Source organism: Serratia rhizosphaerae, assembly GCF_009817885.1.
Lineage (GTDB): Bacteria > Pseudomonadota > Gammaproteobacteria > Enterobacterales > Enterobacteriaceae > Serratia_B > Serratia_B rhizosphaerae.
The window spans coordinates 1,093,711-1,111,144 of the sequence record NZ_CP041764.1; the positions used below are offsets into that span (position 1 = coordinate 1,093,711).

Consider the following 17,434-nt stretch of genomic DNA (forward strand, 5'->3'; position numbering starts at 1 on the left):
AGGGATAAAATATATGGATGGCACTTCCCCTACATCATTAAGTCTAATCACTAATGCTGAAAGAGTAAATTATTGTCAACGCAAACAGAGAATAACGGGATATAGCTGACTATTTAAATGGAATACTCGCGAGATTCAAAAACGTGATGGCATTGAAGACAAATAAAACATCAGGGGGTAAAAATAATACCCCTCCGGTAGAGGGAGGGAATCAGGTCACATCAACAAGGTGAATCGCCAAGCCGATACCAACCCGCTGTGATATTGCTAAGAATGGCGTTATTGAAGTGAACGAAAGCGGCCAGGGTGCGGCGGTCCGCCGCACCCGGTAAAACAGATTATTTTGCAGCTGGAGCCGCGGTGGCAGAGCAGTTGCCCATTGGCACATAGAACATGACTTTCGTCGGCTGACCAAACTTATTGGTGCAGTTTCTGACGGCGGTACAAGCTTCAGCGCCGCCTACCGTGGTTTTCTCAAAGGTGGTCGCTGTACAGTTATAGAAACCGCCGATGATGTTGGAAGATTCCATCATGGTCATCTTTTTCATTTTGTTATCCTTAATAATGATATTAGTGTGTTTGCATAAGAAAATATCTTGATTTACTTTCAATAATAACCAAGATAAATATGACTCTCACGCAAATTAATTATATGGATCGATAAAAAAAAGAGTCAATGTCATTCCACTACCGCCGGCCACAAACAGAAACACCCCCAATTAAAAGCAAGAATAATCTCAAAAGCATACCCTTTTTATATGCACAAAATAAATGATACATAAAGTTATAAAGCGAAAAGCTTATCGTTTATCCGTCCGCCCCTTTATACCGAACAATAAAAAATCGGCGACAAGCACTGATACGCCCCACCACCACCTTACGCACAGACTCGTCCTCTCTTCTCAGCTAGTCTGACGGGTGATAACAACCTGTGATTGAGGAGAAAAACATGAACCATCAGCCTGCCGCCACGGACTTTCGCCAGTTTATCGACTACTTGCGCGCGCATCAGGAACTGCTGGAGATTGACGTCGCCGTCAGCCCTGAGCTGGAAGCCGGCGCGATTACCCGCAAGGTTTATGAAACCGGAGCCCCGGCGCCGCTGTTTCAGGCGCTGGAGAATAACCCGCACGGCTTCAGGATCCTCGGCGCGCCGGCTGGATTAAGCCGCCGCGACGGCCAGCGCTATGCCCGTCTCGCCGCCCACTTCGGCCTGCCGAAAAACGCCACGCCGCGCGAAATACTGGAGACGATTATCAGCGCCGGCGATCGGACGCCTATTACGCCGGTTCAGGTCAGCAACGCACCCTGCAAGCAGAACGTGCTGCTGGGCGATGACGTCGATCTGCACCGCTTTCCCATTCCGCTGCTGCACCAGGAAGACGGCGGCCGTTACTTCGCCACTTACGGCTTCCACGTGGTGCAGTCACCCGACGGCCGCTGGGACAGCTGGTCCGTGGCACGCGCCATGCTGCACGATCGGCGCACGCTGGTCGGCCCGGCGATGGCGCAACAGCATATCGGCATGATCCATCAAATGTGGCGTGAACAGGGCAAGAATACCCCTTGGGCGATGGTGCTGGGCGCACCGCCGGCGGCGATGGCGGTCGCCGGTATGCCGCTGCCCGCCTGGGTCAGCGAACCGGGCTATATCGGTGCGCTGACCGGCCAGCCGGTGGAGGTAGTCAAATGTGAAACCAACGATCTGTACGTGCCGGCCTCGGCGGAAATCGTGGTGGAAGGCGAGATCAGCGTCGGGCAAACCGCGATGGAAGGCCCGATGGGCGAGTACCACGGCTACGCGTTCGCCGAAGGTAAGCCGCAGCCGCTGTTCCACGTCAAGGCGGTGAGCTATCGCGATCGCGCCATTTTGCCAATCTGCGTCGCCGGTACGCCGCCGGAAGAAAACCACACGCTGTGGGGCACCATGATTTCCGCCGAAGCGCTGAAACACTGCCGCCAGCAGCAACTGCCGATCGATATGGCCTGGTGTTCCTATGAGGCCGCCACCTGCTGGCTGGTGCTGTCGGTGGATATCGACAAACTGGCGGTGCTGAACACCGACGCCGACAGCCTGGTGCAGCTGATTGCCGAAAAATTTTTCAACTCGCACGTCGCCTGGCTGGTGCCGAAAATTCTCCTGGTCGGCAACGATATCGATATCACCGATATCAATCAGGTGGTCTGGGCGCTGGCGACCCGCAGCCATCCGAAACGTGATTTCCATGACTTTAGCGACAGCCCCGGCATTCCCATGGTGCCGTATCTGGACGCCGAGGATAAACAGGCCGGCAGAGGCGGTAAAATGATCATCAACTGTCTGTTCCCGGAAGCATTCGCCGGGCGACAGCGCGCCACCACCGCCAATTTTGAACACTCCTACCCTGAGACGATCAAACAGCAGGTAAACCGCCGCTGGCGCGATTACGGCTTTTAATCCCGCGGTCTATCGCATGTGATATGGCAACAACACCCGTAGCCTAAAGGCGGCGCTCGATGTCCTGAGCGCCAACTGAATGCTCCCCCGCCGGCGCATCGGCGGGGAGAGAATGCGCGCCGTGGCGCGTTCTTTTCGGCATCATATTGTTCATATCAATACCCGATGGCTTCTGATAGATACCCAGCGCGAAATAGCGGGCGGTGGCGTACATGTATTCGAAAATTTCCGACTGCGTATCTTCGTACTCGCTCCAAAACACCTTCGAGGTAAAGCAGTACACCTCGATAGGCAACCCCTCGGAAGTCGGGCTAAGCTGGCGCACCACCAGGTACATATCATTGCGGATATCGTCACGCGCCTTCAGATACTCAAGCAGATACTTGCGGAACAGGCCCAGGTTGGTAATGCCGTGGTGGATCAGCTGTTCGTCGGACAGCGTTTCCATCTTTCCGCTGAGGTAGTCGCTCAGCCCGGCGAATTTCACCGGCGATACCGTTTTCAACCGCTCCAGCAGCGCGCTGTCGGCAAAGGTGATGCTGGACTGATCGATAAAGAAACTGCGTTTGATACGCCGACCGCCCGAGGAGAACATCGGCTGCCAGTTGGTATAGGTTTCGGTAATAAAGTTCTTGGTCGGCACCCGGGAAACGGTGTTGTCCCAGTTGCGGATGGTGATGGTATGCAGCGCGATATCCGTCACCTCGCCGCTGATATTGTCCTGCGGCATCTCCACCCAGTCTCCCAGCTGAATCACATTGGATGACGACAGCTGGATATTGGCCACCAGCGAAATCAACGTATGCTGGAACACAAACATCAGCACCGCGGCAACCGCACCCAGACTGGAGATAATGATCACCGGCGACTTGTTGGACAGCGTGGCGATCACCAAAATGGTGGCGATCGACGACACGATGATCTTGCCGATCTGCACATAGCCTTTGATCGAGTGGGATTTTTCGCCGTGCTTGCGGATATAGGCGCTGTTGCTGATATCCAGCAGTTCATTAATCAGCATCGCAGAGTGGATAATGAACAGCACGCCGCAGATCGCCTGAATGGTTTCCAACAGCCCTGACGGCAGCCCCTGCACCAGTCGCGACAGGAAATAAACCGTCACCACCGGCACAATATTGGCCAGCCGTCTGGCGACCCGCATATCTTTATCCAGCGGATCGGATTTATGGGTGTGTAAGATAAAGCGTCTGACAATGCCCAGCAGGAACAGTTTACAGACCACAAAGGAAACGAAGCCGGCGAAGAGCAGAAAAGCGATCGACAACAGGGAAAACGTCAGCGGCGTCGCCAGCAGCCAGTTCCAGATAGATAACAGCTCTTGCATGTCAGAGATCTCAATCAAGGAAAATTCCCTGCCACAAGAATAGCGACTCTTCGCCGATTTTTTTCACCAAACATGTGATTGAGCGCATGGAACTGCCCGTTTGACGCGATATCTCCCCTCCCAGAAGTTCTGATAAGACGCGCGACCAAGCGCGCGCCATCCGACATAACGTTACACCGCCTCTTTGGCACCACGGCGCAGAGAAAACGGCCCGGCTCCGCTGAGGGTGAACACGGACATCAGCGTAAAGCCCAGCGTAACCAACCCCAGTACCAGATACGCGCCCTGGAAGCCGATGCTTTCATACATATTGCCGGCAAACACCGACATGAAAATCATCGCCAGCTGCTTGAAGAAACAGAAGCACACCAGATAGATGGTGGCCGAAAAGCGCACCTCAAACTGGCTGGTGATATATTTGAAACAGCCGACAATCAGGAACGGCACCTCAAACATATGCAACGTTTTCAGGATCACCACTTCCAGCGCCGAGGTGGCAAACGAGGAGCCGATAATACGCACCGACATAATGGCGCCCGCCAGCAGCAGCGCATTCTTGCCGCCGATACGGTTGACGATCAGCGGTGCAAAAAACATGATGGTGGCGTTCAGCAACTCGCCCAGCGTGGTGACATAGCCGAACACCCGGGTACCCTGTTCACCGGAGGCGAAGAAAGAGGTGAAAAAGTTGGCGAACTGCTGGTCAAACACATCGTAGGTGCAGGAGACACCCACCACGTACAGCGAGAGGAACCACAGCTTCGGCTGTTTGAACAGTTCCAGGGCCAGCTTCAGGCTAAAGGCGCTCTGATTGGCGCCCACGGCGTCCGCCACCACCGCAGAAGAGTGCGTATCGGTGCGTGAAAAGAACAGCAGCAGCGCCAGAATCACGGCACAGCCGGAACCCAGCCAGAACACAAATTCGTTGTTGATGGTAAACATAATGCCGACGATCGAAGCGCACAGCGCCCAGCCCACGCAGCCAAACATGCGCGCACGGCCGAATTCAAAGCTGCTGCGGCGGCTGACTTTTTCAATATAGGCCTCAATCGCCGGCGCGCCGGCGTTGTAAATAAAGCCGAGGTAAATCCCGCCGACGATCGAGCCCAGTAAGATATTGAACTGTAATAGCGGCCCGAAGACGTAAATAAAGAACGGGGCAAACATCACCAGCATACCGGTGATCACCCACAGCAGATGTTTACGTAGGCCGAGCTTATCGGAGAGCAGCCCGAAAACTGGCTGGAACAGCAGGGAAAACAGAGAAATACAGGCAAAAATAACGCCGGTATCCCGTTGGCTGATATGATTAATTTCGTGTAGCCAGATAGGGAAGAATGGGAAATAGGCTCCCATAATAAAAAAGTAAAAGAAGAAGAAAAAACCGAACATCCAAAAATTAGTATTTTTTAAATAATACATCATGGATTTCCTCAGTTAAAAAAATGGGCAGGCCCAGGCCTGCCCGCTTATTATTTTTGACCCCAGACCAGCTGGTAGCGATAGCGCCCGGCGCTGAGCAGGTATTCCGGTGCAACGGAAGGACTCCAGGAGTCGTCGCCGCCGATCCCCATATGGAAACCGTCAATATTCAGCCAGACGCCCGCCTCCGGCTGCAGCAGGTGACGATGGCTGGTTTCCATCAGCTGCTGCTGGCTATAACGGCTGATGTTGAACTGGAAGTCGCCACGCCAGCGGTGCGCGCCATATTGCAGTTCGCGGGTGCCGCAGCGCAGGCCGTTTTCGCACGGGAAGACGTACGGGGTGTACATCGCCTCCAGCGGCTGCTCCCAGCGGTCAAAGCAGGCGGCGGTCAGGCGGTCCGGGTAATTCTCGTGCGGCCCCAGCCCCAGCCAGTTCACGCGCTGCGCCAGCTGCGACAGCTGGCAGCTCAGGCCGATGCGCGCCGGCGGCGGCGTGCCGTTGGCGACCTCAACCTCCGCCGTAATCTGCAGATCGCCACGGCCGTCGATGCGATAGGTTTTGCGGCTGATAAACAGCGTTGCTCCCTGATGCTGCCAGGCATGCGCGGTGGTGATCAGCACCGCACGGGGCAGCGCTTCGGCCTCGCACTGCAGCAGCGCGGCCTCTGCCCGGTAGTGGCCGGCGGCCTTCCAGCGTTCAACCCAGGCGTTCGGGTCGATGCGGGTCACCTCGCTGACGCCGATGTCATTATCCAGCGGCGCGCGGGTGAACTGGTCGCGCAGCGGGCTCAGCAGCTGCGCCTCTTCACCGATCCAGTACTGCATCAGTACGCCCTGCCGGCGGCAGAATTCCCAGCGCTTATCACCCAACGCAATACTAAAATGCGTCTCACTGCTGGTCAGCTGCGGAGCCTCGTCGGCGTACGCGGCAGGCTGCACGTCGAGTTTTTCCTCCAGCGCCCACTGCTGCCAGGCGCTGATATGCCCGGCCGGTGACCATGCCGTCGCCTGCGGCTGCGCCACGTGCACCGTCAGCCACAGCTGCCCCGCCGCTTCCGGCATCGGCACGGCCGGTAAGGTGATCAGCTGACGGCCCTGAGGAGCGATATCCAGCACCACCTCTCCCGTGGCCAGCGGCCGGCCGTCCTGCGCAATCGACCAGTGCAACACTTCGTTATCGCTATGGCGGAACAAATACTCGCTGACGACTTCAATCCGGCGCTCATCACCCGGCAGCAGCGTAAACTGGAACAGCTGCTGCGCATGTTTGGCCTCATACAGCGAAGGATGCGGCGTGCGGTCTGCAAACAGCAGCCCGTTCATGCAGAACTGGCGATCGTTGGGCGTATCGCCAAAATCGCCGCCGTATGCCGCCCACGGCGTACCGTCGGCGTCATACTTGGTCAGGGACTGATCCACCCAGTCCCAGACAAAACCGCCCTGCAGTCGCGGATACTGGCGGAAAGCCTGCCAGTATTTCGCGTAGCCGCCGAGGCTGTTGCCCATAGCGTGGGCATATTCACAGAGAATCAGCGGGCGCTGCTCTCCCGGCATCGACAGCCACTTCTTGATCGACCATTTTGGCGCGACGGGGAACGGTTGATCCTGATCGACGCGCGCATACATTGGGCAAATAATATCGGTCGCCGCGGTATTCGCGCCGCCGCCCTCATACTGCACCGGGCGCGACGGATCGTCCGTTTTCAGCCAGCGGTAAAGGGCATCGTGGTTGGCGCCGTGGCCGGACTCATTGCCCAGCGACCAGATAATAATGCTCGGGTGGTTGCGATCGCGCTGCACCATGCGCGTTACGCGCTGGCTCATGGCCGGCAGCCAGCGCGGATCGTCACTCAGCCGGCTCATCGGCGTCATGCCGTGCGTCTCGATATTCGCCTCGTCCACCACATACAGGCCGTAGCGGTCGCAGAGCGTGTACCAGCGCGGATGATTCGGGTAGTGGGAGCAGCGCACCGCGTTAAAGTTATGCTGCTTCATCAGCAGAATGTCCTGCAGCATAGTCTCTTCGTCCATCACCTGGCCGCGCTGCGGATGATGCTCGTGGCGGTTGGTGCCGCGAATCAGCAGCGGTTTGCCGTTCAGCAACAGCAGACCGTTTTCAATGCTGACCTGACGGAAGCCGACATCGCAGGCTTCCGCCTCAACCAGCGTGCCATCGGCGCGCTGCAGCAGCACCACGGCGCGGTACAGGTGAGGGGTTTCCGCACTCCACAGCGCCGGGCGTTCAACCTCCAGCCGCAGCGTAGCGCGCTCGGCGTAGGCGCCGCGCTCATCAATGGCGGCGCTGCCGAAAGGCGCACTGGCCTCTGCCGTCAACGAGTCATCCCGCCACAGTTGAACGGTGACGCGTAAATCGTCACGCGGTTCCCCCGCCATCCTGACCTCGGCCTCCAGACACGCGCGGCTAAAATCATCGTTAAAACGGGTCGTGATGCGCAGATCGCCGATGTGCGCCGCCGGTTTATGCAGCAGGGAGACGTCGCGGAAAATACCGCTCATCCGCCACATATCCTGATCCTCCAGATAGCTGCCGTCGCTCCAGCGCAGCACCATGACCGCCAGACGGTTTTCACCGTTGACCAGAAAATCGCTGAGATCGAATTCGGACGGCAGGCGGCTGTCCTGGCCGTAGCCGACCCAGCGCCCGTTGCACCACAGATGGAACGCGGAGTTCACACCGTCAAAGATGATACGGGTCTGCTCACCGCGTATCGCCTGCTTATCCAAACTGAATGTGAGCGAGTAACAGCCCGTAGGATTGTCGGCCGGCACCTGCGGCGGATCGACCGGAAACGGATAGGTAATGTTGGAGTAGATTGGCGCATCGTAACCGTCCATCTGCCAGTTAGAGGGCACGGTCACGGTGTCAGCATCGGTCAGATCGTTCAGCAGCCAGCTTTCCGGCACCGCTTCCGGCGCGGAAAACCAGGCAAATTTCCAGTCGCCGTTCAGGCTGCGCACCCGGTCGGCGTGGTGGTTATGTCGCGCCTCATCGGCATTGCGCCAACTGCAAAAAGGCGGGTGGGCCTCCAGACGGTTAAGCTGTGTCACGCCGGGGTTTTCCCAGTCACGACGCGCCAGAACGGCGGCAAGTGAATCCGTATTCAGGGTCATGGCTATGTCCTATCAAAAATTGATATCCGCTCACAATTGATAAAGAACATACGGAGACGGGGCAATTTCTGTAAAGGAGTAGCTGTTTAATGAGTGAGCCGACTCACATTAATGGCGCCATTTGGTGAAAAAATGTGAGCGCTTCGCCACAGCGCACGACCGTGCGCTTACAGACGTGAAACCTGCCGCGCAAGCTGCAGCAGCGATTCGGCCAACGCCTGCGGTGAAGAGGCCAGTGCGTTGAACGGCAGGACGGTTTTACGTTTGACCAGCGTGACCGGCAGCAGTTGGTTGCCGGTGACGGACTCGCCACGGGAGAGTTGCAGCAATCTGTCGACGCTGCTCAGCCCCAGCTGCGGGAAGTCCTGCTTGATGGTGGTCAGCGGCGGAATATAGCAGGAGCTGTCTTCAGTATCGTCATAGCCAATCAACGAAATATCAGCCGCGACGCGCAGGCCGAACTCGCTTATCGCGCGCATCGCCCCCAGCGCCATCTGATCGTTGGCGACCAGCATCGCCGTGGGCAATGTGCCATCGTTCAGCATCTGCGACGTCTGTTGAAAACCGGACATCGCACTCCAGTCGCCTTCAATTTCCGCAACGGGCTGCAGCTGATGCTGCGCCAGATACTTATGCCAGCCCGCCAGCCGCAGCCGCGCCGAGATGGAAGAACGCGGCCCCGCCAGCAGCGCTATGCGTTGATGACCGTGCTGCAGCAGATGTTCGACCCCCAGCCGCGCGCCGTCGTCATGAGAGAAAATAATGCTGTTAACGGGGTAGCTATCGGAAACATCGAGGAACACCACCGGCACGTTGCCGCAGGCCTTGGCAACGGCGAGCGCATCGTCTTCATCCAGCGGGTAGTTGATAATCAGCCCGTTGACCCGCTGCGTCAGCAGGTTATGCACCGCCGCCCGGCACGCCTCCACGCCGCTGCGTTCGACCATGCCGATCACTACGCTGGCGCCGGCCTGGTCGGCGCGGGACTTAATGGCGGCAACGATTTGTGACGGCGCATGCAGCGCCAGGTTGGCGGTGACGACGCCGATCAGCGGCATCTGCTTGCCCGCCAGCTGCTGGGCGACGCGGTTGGGGATATAATTGAGCGCCGCCATTGCGGCCTCGACTTTCTCACGGGTTTTGGCGGAAACGTGGTTGGCCTGGTTAACCACGCGGGAGACGGTCTGATAAGAGACGCCCGCATGCGCTGCAACATCGTATAGCGTGACCGGTTTCACATTCATCCCCTGATTCCAAAGTTATCCGCGCTATCATGCCACAGCCGGCAAGATTTTTCGTCACCGGGCAAAGGAGCGCCGCAGGCCCCCGCTGGTTTACGGCTCAATACGTACCGGCGTACCGGCCGGCACCCGCGACCACACGTCCTGCATCTCAGCGTTGGTCACCGCGATACAGCCATCGGTCCAGTCCATACGCTGCAGCAACGGCGCCAGCCATCCCCAGCCGTTGGGCTGTCCGTGGATCATAATATGGCTGCCAGGCGAATAACCGCCCGCTTTGGCCTGCGCGATATCGTCAGCATCCGGGTAAGAGATATGCAGGCTGAGAAAATACTTGGAGCGGGAGTTGCGCCAATCGATGGTGTAATCGCCTTCCGGCGTTTTCCGATCGCCCTCGCGCGTTTTCGCCCCGCCGTCTGCTGCCCCCCCTAGTGCAATAGGGTAACTGGCGACCACCCGGTTGTCCTTCAGCAGGCTCAACGTGCGCGACGCCTTGCGAATCAGCACCTGGTCAACCTGCTCTGCCGCTGAGCGCGGCGCCGGCGGCGCGCCGTAGCCAAAGCGCGCCATCAGCCAGTTATAAGCCAGCGGGCAAAGCACCAGCAGCATAAGAAAAACAAGCAGGTAACGCACTGAGCGTTTGAGACGATACATAAATGTGAAATATCCATAAAAATAGGCCGAACAAGGTGCTCAGCCACGGGTTCTTGAGCTAAATTGTTCGCCGCCGGTACTCCGCGACTGTTCTGCGAAAAATGGATATAGGGTTCCTTCCGTCGCAGGCCTAAGACTATATATCAACTATTCCGCAGCATATTATATGAATCCATCACCAGCGACCAAGAAAAATAAAATAATCAGGAGCTAAAGCATAGAGTAAACGAATCCCAAAAACGCTGGAAAAACGCCATAAAAACAATCAACACCAAGATTACTACAAAAACTGCAAATCAGGACCGATAGTGATTATTTAAAATATCAATAAATAAAAAACAATCATGGACAATTGAAATTATTTAATGAATGGCATAATTAGCATCAACATGTTGAGTTCGTCATTTTTGCTACCGGGCTGTTCCTCAGAACCTTCAGAGAGTGATAATTCGAATTACCCGATTCCTGCAGGAAAAACCGCCATAACAAGGTTGCCACTAGCAACGCTCAGACAAGATTAATGAGCTTCTCTAATTAGCCCTAGCAAATTACCCCCTCTAATCAAATAAATCCCTCTGCGTTATGCTCTTCCCACTCCACGATGAAAGGGTAACGCCATGCAAACAGTAAAACTGAACAACAATATTGATATGCCCCTGCCGGGCTTTGGCGTGTACCCGCTCACAAATTCCGCCGAATGCGAGCGCGCCGTTACTGACGCCATTGAAACGGGGTATCGCCTGATTGAATACAGCTACAGCCTATCAGCATGTACGCATAGAAGAAAATATCAACGTCCTCGATGCTGAACTCAACCCCGAAGAGATGCTGCAGATTACCGCTCTTGATACCGCAAGCAGCGCGTTCTTCTCACGCCATGACCCGGCCAGAGTGGAATGGCAGACCAATCGTAAACTCGACGTTTAATCCCGCCACAGAAGAGGTAGTTATCGATGCAAAAACGTTATCTTGGTAAATCCGGCCTGGAAGTGTCGGCATTAGGACTGGGTTGCATGGGGCTGAGCTACGGCTATGGCCCGGCGACTGATACCCGCCAGGCCGTCGAACTGATTCGCGCCGCCGTTGAGCGCGGCGTGACTTTCTTCGATACCGCTGAAGTCTATGGCCCGTACCTGAATGAAGAGGTGGTGGGCGAAGCCCTGAAGCCGCTGCGCGATCGGGTGGTTATCGCCACTAAATTTGGCTTTACCTTTGGTGATGACAACAAGCAGCAGATTTTAAACAGCCGCCCGGAACACATCCGTGAAGCGGTGGAAGGTTCACTGCGCCGCCTCAACACCGAGGTGATTGATCTGCTGTACCAGCACCGCGTCGATCCCGATGTCCCGATCGAAGACGTGGCGGGCACGGTGAAAGATCTGATTGCCGAAGGCAAGGTCAAACACTTTGGCCTTTCCGAAGCCGGAGCGAAAACCATTCGCCGTGCACATGCCGTCCAGCCGGTCACCGCTCTGCAGAGTGAATACTCAATGTGGTGGCGTGAACCCGAGCAGGAAATCCTGCCGCTGCTGGAAGAGTTGGGAATTGGCTTTGTGCCGTTCAGTCCGTTAGGAAAGGGGTTCCTGACCGGCGCCATCACCACCGGGACAACGTTCGGCGCGGACGATTTCCGCAGCAAAGTACCGCGCTTTGCGGCAGAAGCGATTGAAGCCAATGAAAAACTGCTCACGCTGCTGGGCGAACTTGCCGCAGAAAAAGGCGCGACCCCGGCGCAGATTGCGCTGGCGTGGCTACTGGCGCAAAAACCGTGGATTGCGCCCATCCCCGGCACCACAAAACTGCACCGGCTGGAGGAGAACCTGGGGGCCGCCGCCATCCCCCTGTCTCAGGACGATTTGCGCAAGATGTCCCAGGCGCTGGAGGCGGTGAAAATCGTCGGCGAGCGCTACCCCGCCGCGCTGCAGGCCCGCGTCGGCCGGTAAGGCTTAAACCGGCTTGCGGCACACCGCAGGCCGGTTACTCCGAATAGCGCAGCGCATCTATCATCATCGCAAAGGCGGGCGGATGCTGCTTACGGCTGGGATAATACAGATAATACCCCGGAAATGAGGGGCACCATTCCTGCAGAACCTGGACGAGTTCCCCGGATGCAACCTGCTCCTGCACCATATCTTCGGGCACACAGGCAAGGCCGAATCCCGACAACACCGCATCCATCCTTTCCGACAGCAGATTCAACGTCAGCTGCCCTTCAACCCTGACGCGCAGCGGCTTCCCGTCCTTTTCAAACTCCCAGTGATACAGTCCACCGGCGGTGGGCAGACGCATATTGATGCATCGATGATACTGAAGCTCATGCGGCGTCTGCGGAATGCGGTTAGCCGCAAAATACTCCGGCGCGCCGACGACCGCCAGACGCATATCCGGTCCTATTTTCACGGCAACCATGTCCTTATCGACGCTTTCACCAAGCCGCACGCCGGCATCGTAACGCCCGGCGACAACATCGACAAAGCCATTATCCACCACCAGTTCGACATTGATTTGCGGATATTCCCGAAGGAACGGTTTCAACTTTGGCCACACCAGGCTGCGTGCGGCATGCTCCCCCGCCGACAGGCGGATATTCCCGGAGGCGGTACCGTTGAGCTGAATCAGCGCCTCCAGCTCCTGCTCCAGATCGGTAATGCGTGGTTCCAGACAGGCAATGATTCTTTCGCCGGCTTCCGTCGGCGCAACGCTGCGGGTGGTCCGGGTCAGCAGGCGTATATTCAACCGCCCTTCCAGCGCCTTCATCGCATGGCTGAGCGCGGACTGCGAAACCCCAAGCTTAGCGGCCGCCTTGGTAAAACTTCTCTCCCTGGCAACCACAAGAAAGCTCTGCAGTTCGTTGAAGTTCTCTTTCAGCATTAACGGTTTCCTTATTTACAACACTCATGAAAGCCATTCATAGATGCAATCATTTTAGCCCCGTTACTAACAATAATGATAATTGATATTCTTTCCCTATCGTCAACAAACCGGAACTGGCTGGCATTTTTTGCGGCGGTGTATATCACATATTGAAAAACGTGCGCAGATAATCAAACTCATACCGCCCCGATGGGCCTAACTGAGTGGTTCAGCACATGGCCCCGCGCACTGAGCGTCATGACAGGAAAAGACACGCCGAGCGCCTGGTCAGGACAGCGGCTATCAAGGGTGAAATCATGATAAAAACAGAAGACATCATCGAAGAAATAACCCTATGGATTGACTCAAACATTCATAAGCCCCTGCGGATTGAGGATGTGGCATCCCGGGCCGGCTATTCCAAATGGCACCTGCAGCGTATTTTTTCTCAGGTGCAAAAAATCAGCATCGGAAAATATATAAGGGAGAAAAGGTTAGCACTGGCAGAAAAGGAACTAGTTGAAACCAACGCCCCGATTATCGACATTGTTTGTAAATACGGCTTTGATTCACAGCAGACGTTTACCAGAGTATTTTCAAGGAATTATAAGCTGCCACCGTCAAAGTACCGGGATATGAAGAGAATGCAGGGCTGAAACAACACCCCTGCTCGCGCCTAATGGGCGTATTTTTATCGCTGATTGTGCATGGTAGACGCCAACCTCAGGGCGAAAGTGCCTACTCTTCGGCAAACGTGCCGGGTGGCGCCACGATGATGCAGAGTCTTGCTGGCTGCCAAACCGACCTTTATAGATGCAATAGGCATCGCTATTACTCACGCTCAACGTTGACCACCTCTCCGTTATCTTGCAGTAAATAGCGGCCGTCATATGTAATCAATAACGTACGATCATTTTTTATCTGTCTTACGGAAAACACGGCGTTCTTATCAATACAATTATCCTTGGCTTTCCTGGCATCAAAACACAGCCTGTCATACTTCCCTTCCTCTTTATAGCCGCTGCCAAAATCCCAAAAAGTAATGGAGAAACGTCCAGAATCAGGAGATGGGTTAGGTATACCATAGTTTTCACTTAACTTACCCTTATTCTCCAACCACCAGTTTATTTTACCTTTATCGGTGAGCGGAAAATTGGTTACCAAGACGTCGCTGAAGTTATCATTAGTATAAACAGCAGCAATCCCTACAGTCCGTAACGATAAATAGAGTATATATCCGACAAGTATACAACCGACTAGAAATAATGATGCATAGCGTAAAATGTCACTCCTTACTTTCATAATATTCTCCATGAGCGTCCTAAAATGTATGCTAACACCGAACGCCATAGTTAATTTCCTGCGCAACATACAAAGACAATATGGAAGCCAACGCCATAGCATTATCACCCCAAAGATAGGTTAAAGCCTGAGAAGCCGACTTACTCACCATCAATGACACAATGAATAATACAATCACTACGGAATATTTTTATCACCATGTTCTTTATTGATAACCTTGCTTTCATTATCAATAGCAAAATCAGCTTGAATCAATTTTTGCCGCTCTGCGCTGTCATTATCTAAACCATAATAAATCACATACGATTTACCTGGATTAAAATGATAACCAAACATAGGTAAACACTGACCATACGCAGGATGAAATGGTGAATCATCAAATAATTTCCTAAATGGCTCATCCATTTCATTATAAATTTGAATCGAGGTAATACGATCGCCTAACTTAGCAGGGTATAAGACACACGGTGAATTATCCTTTAGCTTAACATCCGCGTATACCGTTTCCGGCATACGATCGCCAGGCCCCGGACAACCAGAGATGAGAAAAACAGAATACAAAACAAAAAACCTTTTCATTCGTTACTTCCTTCCTGTGACAATTTTTCGATAGATCGTTGGGATAGCCCGGATATCATCATTACCGCGGTATCTACCTTGCCTTCCTTGTACCTGAAAATACTTCCACCTGTCTATTCCATATACAATCATCAACCAGTAATCAGCAATGATGGATGACTGCTGTTCAAGAGAGTAATCGGTCAGTTTACCTTTATCGAGCTTATAGTAATAATTGGCGGCCCAACTGAATAGGCCTCTCACCCTTACCCATTGTCCATGCTGGTGTTGCCAAACGTGGCCTAACTCATGGATAAAGACATGCTTTCTCTCATCAGAGACAGAGCTTGCTGAAAAATCAGAGGAATATCCTTCTTCCCTGAACCAAAGTTCACCATTAGGTGCCATAGCATAATCAGGACTCTGCAAACCAAAGGGAAAGTAGCTATCACAGTGTACCCAAACGCGGCTATAAACAATTCTGTTTCCAAAAACCTGACGAGCCATCGCTATTTCACCCAACGTCAATCGACGTAACGTCCCTTCCTTTATTTCCGTATTCTGCTCCATTCGCGTTATCCTTGTGACAATTCCAGTGTCTACGGATAACATGGTAACGATTATACAAAAATTTACTACAGAGATTGTTCTTAGCCACTTTAGCTAACATAAAATGCTATCGCTGATCCCATCCAGCTCCGTTACTCCCTACAGCATCGCGGGGCGTTTTTCCGACGAACAGATCCTCAGTATTCTCCGCGAAGCAGAAGCCGGAGTTTCTGCCCGTGAGTTCTGTCGTAGGCACGCCATTTCCGATGCCACTACACCCATGTTCGATTTAACATCAGATAATAACTCCAACACTGAACGCTATATAAATTTGCTGTGTAACATGCCCGTCCATCATGGAAGCTATCTCTTGTGATCCCCCCAGGGAAACACCAGATATGTTATGACTTGCTATATGTTTTTGTTAACTTTTTATGGTCATCGGTTATAAATTCAAATCTGTAATACTGACCGCTAAGCACGTAGAGCAGTTCATAATTCGTACTTTCCTTCAATAGTAAGGGAATACAAGTATCAGGATATCGCTTTACAATACCGTCCTCCATTGCCAGTGGCTTTTTATGATTATTTTCTGATGAGCTTAATGAGTAATACTCCAGCGTATCCCCAGGAGAAGAAGTTATACATATACGGTTTTTATCTACAGTAGCATCACCTGCCTGTTGAAAAGTAAGCCTATCGCCAGCACATCCCGTTAGAAATACAAGAAAAATAAATAAAGAAGGAAGGATATTTAATCACTTAAGAAAACCTCCTGATAAATTCTTGCATTCTCCAACCAAATAATTCACAACTGCGTCGCATCATAGTTCGTTAATACTTCCTTATCTTATCTATAAAAACAACTAGAAAACCAATATATTTACACCATAAAAAACACATAAGAACAGTCATATTAATTATTATTAATAATAAAAACATTATGACTAGTTTATATTATCGAGAATTATAACCCATTGTTACATCATGTATACTTTGATCTATGGCACATTTATTAAAGCAGAGTGAGGAAACATAAAAAATCTATGGCACATTTATTAAAGCAGAGTGAGGAAACATAAAAAATCTATGGCGAGATATCTAAGAAATGGAACCATGCTCGTATTTAACATGGTTATACTTAAAGGGATATTGATATGGCTTGGGTTTATCAGCAAAGCACAGGAAAATTATCTAGAAATGGAAAATTGGTTAGTATTGGGTATGCGGGCGCGGATAAAGGAAAGAACAATCCAGAGCTTCAGAACGTGGCCAACGTTGGTCCCTTGCCGAGGGGAAAATACATCATCACCGGACGCCCATTTCATCATCCCACCACAGGAAAATATTCCATTCGCCTGCAACCGTGCCCATCAAATGAAATGTTCGGGCGAGCTGGCTTCTTGATTCATGGTGATAGCATTGCCCGACCAGGGACAGCATCTACCGGTTGCATTATAATGCCACTACGAACACGACAGGAAATATGGGCAAGCAACGACAGATACCTCGAGGTGATCCTATGAATAAGCTTTTACTGATCGCCGGGCTGATGTTCACCATCTCCGCCGGGGCAGCATCTCCCGGCTGTACATCATGGCCGATGAACATGGCTGAAGTCTGGATGAAAAATGAAAAAATTGTTGATATCGCAGATATTGACGAGGCAAAAACAGAATCCAAACTGCTGGCTATCGAGAAACATGACAAAGGAGAATACACACAGATTTATCACTTTGTATTTCATGATAAAAATGGGAATAAGTACGAAGTAATCACGCAAAATGACGCATCGGCTGAGGAGTGCTCATTAAGCGACGTTAATGTGTTCTTGATATCTAAAAGCACAGACAACCACTGACAGCAGTAGCCATCTCAGCGGTGTCTGTCTGGAAACTGTCGTGAGGATAGGAAATACTTATGGTTGTGGATGCAATTC

16 protein-coding genes and 2 pseudogenes are annotated in these 17,434 nt (G+C 53.0%); 7 read left to right on the top strand and 11 right to left on the bottom strand.

From position 1 onward, the window contains the following. Positions 1 to 338: 338 nt before the first annotated feature. Positions 339 to 548, bottom strand: a complete 210-nt coding sequence (locus tag FO014_RS05195) for a DUF4762 family protein (protein ID WP_160028171.1) — start codon at positions 546 to 548, stop codon at positions 339 to 341. Positions 549 to 949: 401 nt separating this feature from the next. Between FO014_RS05195 and FO014_RS05200 the strand changes: the two genes are divergently transcribed. Continuing rightward, positions 950 to 2,437 carry a UbiD family decarboxylase gene (locus tag FO014_RS05200; protein ID WP_160028173.1) on the top strand — a complete coding sequence of 496 codons (1,488 nt, stop codon included), beginning with the start codon at positions 950 to 952 and terminating at the stop codon, positions 2,435 to 2,437. A 43-nt stretch (positions 2,438 to 2,480) separates the two neighbouring features. Here the strand turns inward: FO014_RS05200 and FO014_RS05205 are convergent, their stop codons facing one another. From FO014_RS05205 to FO014_RS05225, 5 genes are all read right to left on the bottom strand, one after another. After that, positions 2,481 to 3,782, bottom strand: a complete 1,302-nt coding sequence (locus tag FO014_RS05205; RefSeq protein WP_160031355.1) for a mechanosensitive ion channel family protein — start codon at positions 3,780 to 3,782, stop codon at positions 2,481 to 2,483. 171 nt (positions 3,783 to 3,953) lie between these two features. After that, positions 3,954 to 5,204: an MFS transporter gene (locus tag FO014_RS05210; RefSeq protein WP_160031356.1), complete on the bottom strand. Its 1,251-nt coding sequence runs from the start codon at positions 5,202 to 5,204 to the stop codon at positions 3,954 to 3,956. A 50-nt stretch (positions 5,205 to 5,254) separates the two neighbouring features. Beyond that, positions 5,255 to 8,338, bottom strand: coding sequence for a beta-galactosidase (locus FO014_RS05215; RefSeq protein ID WP_160028175.1), 3,084 nt, complete (start codon positions 8,336 to 8,338; stop codon positions 5,255 to 5,257). A 167-nt stretch (positions 8,339 to 8,505) separates the two neighbouring features. Next, positions 8,506 to 9,576 (bottom strand): LacI family DNA-binding transcriptional regulator, encoded by a 1,071-nt coding sequence (locus tag FO014_RS05220; RefSeq protein WP_160031357.1) that lies wholly within the window; start codon positions 9,574 to 9,576, stop codon positions 8,506 to 8,508. 96 nt (positions 9,577 to 9,672) lie between these two features. Next, a complete protein-coding gene (locus FO014_RS05225; RefSeq protein ID WP_160028177.1) occupies positions 9,673 to 10,233 on the bottom strand; it encodes a L,D-transpeptidase family protein in 561 nt (186 codons plus the stop codon). A gap of 774 nt (positions 10,234 to 11,007) precedes the next feature. On the opposite strand from FO014_RS05225, the pseudogene FO014_RS24235 reads away from it, so the two are divergent. Next, positions 11,008 to 11,160: pseudogene (locus tag FO014_RS24235) on the top strand (aldo/keto reductase); the annotation flags it as partial. A 26-nt stretch (positions 11,161 to 11,186) separates the two neighbouring features. After that, on the top strand, positions 11,187 to 12,176 hold the full coding sequence (locus FO014_RS05235) for an aldo/keto reductase (RefSeq protein WP_160028179.1): 990 nt from the start codon (positions 11,187 to 11,189) through the stop codon (positions 12,174 to 12,176). A gap of 34 nt (positions 12,177 to 12,210) precedes the next feature. Here FO014_RS05235 and FO014_RS05240 read toward each other — a convergent pair whose 3' ends face one another. Next, entirely contained in the window at positions 12,211 to 13,104 is an 894-nt protein-coding gene (locus tag FO014_RS05240; RefSeq protein ID WP_160028181.1) for a LysR family transcriptional regulator, read from the bottom strand. Positions 13,105 to 13,403: 299 nt separating this feature from the next. On the opposite strand from FO014_RS05240, the gene FO014_RS05245 reads away from it, so the two are divergent. Continuing rightward, entirely contained in the window at positions 13,404 to 13,742 is a 339-nt protein-coding gene (locus FO014_RS05245) for a helix-turn-helix domain-containing protein (protein WP_160031358.1), read from the top strand. A 175-nt stretch (positions 13,743 to 13,917) separates the two neighbouring features. Here FO014_RS05245 and FO014_RS05250 read toward each other — a convergent pair whose 3' ends face one another. From FO014_RS05250 to FO014_RS05260, 3 genes are all read right to left on the bottom strand, one after another. Beyond that, the gene (locus FO014_RS05250; RefSeq protein ID WP_160028183.1) at positions 13,918 to 14,388 is read right to left on the bottom strand and encodes a DUF943 family protein; all 471 of its coding nucleotides are present in this window, start codon (positions 14,386 to 14,388) and stop codon (positions 13,918 to 13,920) included. A gap of 177 nt (positions 14,389 to 14,565) precedes the next feature. After that, entirely contained in the window at positions 14,566 to 14,967 is a 402-nt protein-coding gene (locus FO014_RS05255; RefSeq protein ID WP_145961158.1) for a putative T6SS immunity periplasmic lipoprotein, read from the bottom strand. A gap of 3 nt (positions 14,968 to 14,970) precedes the next feature. Beyond that, positions 14,971 to 15,516: a type IV secretion protein Rhs gene (locus FO014_RS05260; RefSeq protein WP_111737661.1), complete on the bottom strand. Its 546-nt coding sequence runs from the start codon at positions 15,514 to 15,516 to the stop codon at positions 14,971 to 14,973. Between the two features lie 145 nt (positions 15,517 to 15,661). Between FO014_RS05260 and FO014_RS05265 the strand changes: the two are divergent. Next, a pseudogene (locus FO014_RS05265) lies at positions 15,662 to 15,769 on the top strand (transposase); the annotation flags it as partial. 127 nt (positions 15,770 to 15,896) lie between these two features. Here the strand turns inward: FO014_RS05265 and FO014_RS24240 are convergent. Further along, entirely contained in the window at positions 15,897 to 16,247 is a 351-nt protein-coding gene (locus FO014_RS24240) for a putative T6SS immunity periplasmic lipoprotein (protein ID WP_425500810.1), read from the bottom strand. A gap of 405 nt (positions 16,248 to 16,652) precedes the next feature. Between FO014_RS24240 and FO014_RS05270 the strand changes: the two genes are divergently transcribed. Together FO014_RS05270 and FO014_RS05275 are read left to right on the top strand one after the other, a co-directional pair. Continuing rightward, a complete protein-coding gene (locus tag FO014_RS05270) occupies positions 16,653 to 17,021 on the top strand; it encodes a tlde1 domain-containing protein (protein ID WP_111737662.1) in 369 nt (122 codons plus the stop codon). After that, positions 17,018 to 17,356 (top strand): Hint domain-containing protein, encoded by a 339-nt coding sequence (locus FO014_RS05275; RefSeq protein ID WP_160028185.1) that lies wholly within the window; start codon positions 17,018 to 17,020, stop codon positions 17,354 to 17,356. Before FO014_RS05270 ends, FO014_RS05275 begins: the two co-directional genes overlap by 4 nt. Positions 17,357 to 17,434 lie beyond the last annotated feature (78 nt).

Bases quoted from the DNA above. Each gene is read 5' to 3' on its own strand.
- FO014_RS05235 (WP_160028179.1), top strand. From the start codon at position 11,187: ATGCAAAAACGTTATCTTGGTAAATCCGGCCTGGAAGTGTCGGCATTA.
- FO014_RS05205 (WP_160031355.1), bottom strand. From the start codon at position 3,782: ATGCAAGAGCTGTTATCTATCTGGAACTGGCTGCTGGCGACGCCGCTG.
- FO014_RS05275 (WP_160028185.1), top strand. From the start codon at position 17,018: ATGAATAAGCTTTTACTGATCGCCGGGCTGATGTTCACCATCTCCGCC.
- FO014_RS05245 (WP_160031358.1), top strand. From the start codon at position 13,404: ATGATAAAAACAGAAGACATCATCGAAGAAATAACCCTATGGATTGAC.
- FO014_RS05200 (WP_160028173.1), top strand. From the start codon at position 950: ATGAACCATCAGCCTGCCGCCACGGACTTTCGCCAGTTTATCGACTAC.
- FO014_RS05225 (WP_160028177.1), bottom strand. From the start codon at position 10,233: ATGTATCGTCTCAAACGCTCAGTGCGTTACCTGCTTGTTTTTCTTATG.
- FO014_RS05260 (WP_111737661.1), bottom strand. From the start codon at position 15,516: ATGGAGCAGAATACGGAAATAAAGGAAGGGACGTTACGTCGATTGACG.
- FO014_RS05270 (WP_111737662.1), top strand. From the start codon at position 16,653: ATGGCTTGGGTTTATCAGCAAAGCACAGGAAAATTATCTAGAAATGGA.
- FO014_RS05240 (WP_160028181.1), bottom strand. From the start codon at position 13,104: ATGCTGAAAGAGAACTTCAACGAACTGCAGAGCTTTCTTGTGGTTGCC.
- FO014_RS05250 (WP_160028183.1), bottom strand. From the start codon at position 14,388: ATGAAAGTAAGGAGTGACATTTTACGCTATGCATCATTATTTCTAGTC.
- FO014_RS05210 (WP_160031356.1), bottom strand. From the start codon at position 5,204: ATGTATTATTTAAAAAATACTAATTTTTGGATGTTCGGTTTTTTCTTC.
- FO014_RS05195 (WP_160028171.1), bottom strand. From the start codon at position 548: ATGAAAAAGATGACCATGATGGAATCTTCCAACATCATCGGCGGTTTC.
- FO014_RS05215 (WP_160028175.1), bottom strand. From the start codon at position 8,338: ATGACCCTGAATACGGATTCACTTGCCGCCGTTCTGGCGCGTCGTGAC.
- FO014_RS05255 (WP_145961158.1), bottom strand. From the start codon at position 14,967: ATGAAAAGGTTTTTTGTTTTGTATTCTGTTTTTCTCATCTCTGGTTGT.